3 protein-coding genes and 2 pseudogenes are annotated in these 3,973 nt (G+C 58.0%); all 5 read left to right on the top strand.

The features are described from left to right. Positions 1 to 242 (top strand): annotated as a pseudogene (locus ACQKRQ_RS41355) (polyamine ABC transporter substrate-binding protein); the annotation flags it as partial. Between the two features lie 92 nt (positions 243 to 334). Further along, on the top strand, positions 335 to 1,501 hold the full coding sequence (locus ACQKRQ_RS41360; RefSeq protein ID WP_427483530.1) for an ABC transporter ATP-binding protein: 1,167 nt from the start codon (positions 335 to 337) through the stop codon (positions 1,499 to 1,501). Then, the gene (locus ACQKRQ_RS41365) at positions 1,498 to 2,427 is read left to right on the top strand and encodes an ABC transporter permease subunit (RefSeq protein ID WP_342960336.1); all 930 of its coding nucleotides are present in this window, start codon (positions 1,498 to 1,500) and stop codon (positions 2,425 to 2,427) included. Before ACQKRQ_RS41360 ends, ACQKRQ_RS41365 begins: the two co-directional genes overlap by 4 nt. Further along, on the top strand, positions 2,427 to 3,245 hold the full coding sequence (locus ACQKRQ_RS41370; RefSeq protein ID WP_132374193.1) for an ABC transporter permease subunit: 819 nt from the start codon (positions 2,427 to 2,429) through the stop codon (positions 3,243 to 3,245). Before ACQKRQ_RS41365 ends, ACQKRQ_RS41370 begins: the two co-directional genes overlap by 1 nt. Positions 3,246 to 3,638: 393 nt before the next feature. Then, positions 3,639 to 3,973 (top strand): annotated as a pseudogene (locus ACQKRQ_RS41375) (type VI secretion system Vgr family protein); the annotation flags it as partial.

Genomic DNA, 3,973 nt, shown 5'->3' on the forward strand with positions numbered 1-3,973 from the left:
CCGCGCTCGAGTGGATCAACTACATCGAAACGCCGCAGGTTCACGCCGCGATCACCAACGCCGTCTACTACCCGAGCGCCAACCTCGAAGCGCGCAAGTACGTGGACAAGGACGTGGCGAACGATCCGGCCGTGTATCCGCCGCCTGACGTCATCAAGACCCTGTTCCTGCTCAAGCCGTTGCCGCCGGAAATCCAGCGGCTGCAAACGCGGCTGTGGACTGAATTCAAGTCCGGCCGCTGACCCGCGGCCAGAGTGAACGGGTAAGCATCATCATGAAGCCCTCGGTGTTCACCGGGGGCTTTGTTCGTCAAACGCCGGAGTAAAGCATTGTGATGAGTAGTGACCAGTCGGGCGCGCTGGCAGGGGCCGTCGCGCCGTCCCCGAGCCTGAACGCCGTTACAGACGACGCCACGGAGAACTTCGTCCAGGTCGTCGATGTCGTGAAGAAGTTCGGCGAGACCGTGGCGGTCAAAGGGGTCAATCTGTCGGTGAAGAAGGGCGAGCTGTTCGCGCTGCTCGGCAGTTCCGGCTGCGGCAAGTCCACTTTGTTGCGCATGATGGCCGGACTCGAAAGCGTGACCTCGGGCAAGATTCTGATCGACGGTGAAGACCTCGCGCAATTGCCGCCGTACCGCCGGCCGGTCAACATGATGTTCCAGTCGTACGCGCTGTTTCCGCACATGACGGTGGAGGGAAATGTCGCCTTTGGTCTGAAGCAGGAAGGTGTGCCGAAGGCCGAACTGAAGGATCGCGTGCAGACCGTGCTCGAACTCGTGCAGATGGGCCGCTTCGCGAAGCGTAAGCCGAATCAGCTCTCGGGCGGCCAGCAGCAGCGCGTGGCGCTCGCGCGTTCGCTGGTTAAGCGGCCCAAGCTGCTGCTGCTCGACGAGCCGATGTCCGCGCTCGACAAGCAGATCCGTCAGCGCACCCAGATCGAACTGGTCAACATTCTCGACAAGGTCGGCGTGACCTGCATGATGGTGACGCACGATCAGGAAGAGGCGATGACCATGGCGAACCGCCTTGCCGTGATGAGCGAAGGCGAGATCGTTCAGCTCGGCACGCCGCACGAAGTGTACGAGTATCCGAATAGCCGTTTCTCGGCCGAGTTCATCGGCTCGACGAATCTGTTCGAAGGCCATACCGTCGAAGACGAGCCCGATCATGTGTTCATCGAAACGCCCGACCTGCCGTGCCGTTTGTATGTGAGCCACGGCATCACCGGTCCGCTCGGCATGCCGGTGACGATTTCGGTGCGCCCCGAGCGTATCGCGCTCACGCGCAAACCGCCTGAAGGCGCGTACAACTGGGGCAAGGGCGTTGTCACGAATATCGCGTACATGGGCGGCTATTCGCTCTATCACGTGAAACTCGACGCCGGCAAAACCGTGATCGCCAACGTGACGAGCCTCGCGCTGAACGAGATCGATCCGCCTACGTGGGGCGATGAAGTGTACGTGCGCTGGAGCGCATCGGCCGGCGTGGTGCTGACGTCATGAAGCGCTCGTTCAATTCTTTCGCCACGTGGCCGGTGCGGCGTTTCAATCTGACCGGCCGCACCGCGGTGGTGGCCGGTCCGTTCATCTGGCTGCTGCTGTTTTTCCTCGTGCCGTTCCTGCTGGTCGTCAAGATCAGCTTTGCCGATTTGCAGCTCGGCATTCCGCCCTACACGGAGTTGACCAACTTCGCGGACGGCGCGATTCACATCACGCTCGACCTGTCGCATTACGCGTTTCTGCTGACCGACAGCCTCTATTTCGCGACCTACGTGAATTCCGTGGTGGTCGCCGCGATCTCGACGCTGTTTTGTTTGCTGATCGGCTATCCGATGGCGTATTACATCGCGCGATCGAATCCGGCCAGCCGCAATCTGCTGATGATGGCCGTGATGCTGCCGTTCTGGACGTCGTTTCTGATTCGCGTGTATGCGTGGATCGGGATTCTGAAGAACAACGGCTTGCTGAATAACTTCCTGATGTCGATCGGGCTGATTCACACGCCGATCGAGCTGTATCACACGAATACCGCCGTCTATATCGGCATGGTCTATTCGTATCTGCCGTTCCTCGTCATGCCGTTGTACGCGCATCTGGTGAAGATGGACATGACGCTGCTCGAAGCCGCCTACGACCTCGGCGCGAAGCCGTGGAAGGCGTTCTGGCAGATCACCTTGCCGCTCTCGAAGAACGGCATTATCGCCGGTTGTCTGCTGGTGTTCATTCCGGCGGTGGGCGAGTACGTGATTCCCGAATTGCTGGGTGGCGCGAACACGTTGATGATTGGCCGCGTGATGTGGAATGAGTTCTTCGACAATGCCGATTGGCCGATGGCGTCCGCTGTGACGTGCGCAATGGTGTTGCTGTTATTGGTGCCGATGGCGTTTTTCCAGTACGCGCAGGCGAAGGCGATGGAGGAAAGGCGCTGATGAAGCCGAACCGGATTTTGCAGTTGATTGCCCTGGGGATCGGGTTTCTGTTTCTTTATATACCGATCGTCAGTCTGATTGTGTATTCGTTCAACGAATCGCAACTGGTCACGGTGTGGACGCGGTTTTCTACGCGCTGGTATGCGGCGTTGTTGCAGGATGACGAGCTGATCGCGGCGGCGTGGTTGTCGTTGCGGGTGGCGTTGTTGACGGCGTTTGCATCGGTGATCATCGGCACGTGGGCCGGCTTCGTGCTCGCGCGGATGGGGCGGTTTCGCGGCTTCACGCTGTATACCGGGATGATCAATGCGCCGCTGGTGATTCCCGAGGTGATTCAGGGGATTTCGCTGCTGCTGCTGTTCATCGAAATGGCCAAGTGGTTGGGGTGGCCGGCCGGGCGTGGCATTTTCACGATCTGGATCGGGCATGTGATGCTGTGTATTTCTTATGTGGCGATCATCGTGCAGTCGCGGGTGAAGGAGTTGCATCCTTCGCTTGAAGAGGCGGCGCTGGATCTTGGGGCTACGCCGTTGCGGGTGTTTTTCTTTATTACGTTGCCGTTGATTTCTCAAGCGCTCGTTTCCGGGTGGTTGCTGTCGTTTACTCTGTCGATCGATGATCTGGTGTTGTCGGCGTTCTTGTCGGGGCCTGGGTCGACTACTTTGCCGCTGGTGGTTTTTTCCCGCGTGCGGTTGGGGTTGAATCCGGAGATGAATGCTTTGGCTACTTTGTTTATTGCGGTGGTCACAGTTGGGGTTGTGGTCGCTAATTATTTTATGCAGCGGGCGGAGAGGAAGCGGGCGGTGATGGCGGTTTGAATTTTTTGGTTTTTTATTGGGGTTGGTCTTGTGGTGTTGGCCTTCCTTCAATTCATGTCGGTCTATTATCGTTGCCCCGCACGGGGGCAACGTCGGGGGAAACCCTCCTTTTTTCTAACCTGCGATTCGTGCGATTCGACAACCTCGCGCAAAGCATCTGGTCAGAAAACTCTCAGCCCTGCCTTAGACGGTTCCCCATGCTTATGTTTTCGATCAATCATTCGCCTGGTTATGCGAAATACCTATCTATTTAATCGGTTTGACCAATTTTTACGGTGATCCTATATACGCCTAACAAAATCCAATTTGATAATGAAAACGTCAAATTGAGCAAGGTAAAGCGTATGAGGGCATGCGAAGGCCTACTGGTGCAAGTCAGTCCAGGGAGTGTCCATGTATAACCCCAGCCAGTCACGCACCCTGAGCGTGTCGTGCGAGGCGTTCCCGGTTGATCGCGGTGTGCCAGTCCTGTCTCCCGTGCGGCTGCGTGGCACCGAGGCGCTCGGCAAGCTGTACAGGTACACGCTGGACATGGCGACAACGTACACGCCGGGGCTTTCCCAGTACAACACCAGACTGCAGATCGTCCCAGCCAAACTGGTCGACAAGGACATCACCATCTCAATCGAGTTCGACGGGAAGGGAACATTCATTCCGGGGATGCCCGGCGATAGCGGCGCCGGAAATGTCGGAGCGGGCGTCAGGACGATTTCCGGGATCATCGCCAG

Origin of the sequence: Paraburkholderia sp. NPDC080076, from assembly GCF_050281145.1 — a bacterium.
Taxonomy (GTDB): domain Bacteria; phylum Pseudomonadota; class Gammaproteobacteria; order Burkholderiales; family Burkholderiaceae; genus Paraburkholderia.

What these genes read in the sequence shown, in the direction of transcription:
- ACQKRQ_RS41360 (WP_427483530.1), top strand. Translation starts at nt 335, where the DNA reads ATGAGTAGTGACCAGTCGGGCGCGCTGGCAGGGGCCGTCGCGCCGTCC.
- ACQKRQ_RS41365 (WP_342960336.1), top strand. Translation starts at nt 1,498, where the DNA reads ATGAAGCGCTCGTTCAATTCTTTCGCCACGTGGCCGGTGCGGCGTTTC.
- ACQKRQ_RS41370 (WP_132374193.1), top strand. Translation starts at nt 2,427, where the DNA reads ATGAAGCCGAACCGGATTTTGCAGTTGATTGCCCTGGGGATCGGGTTT.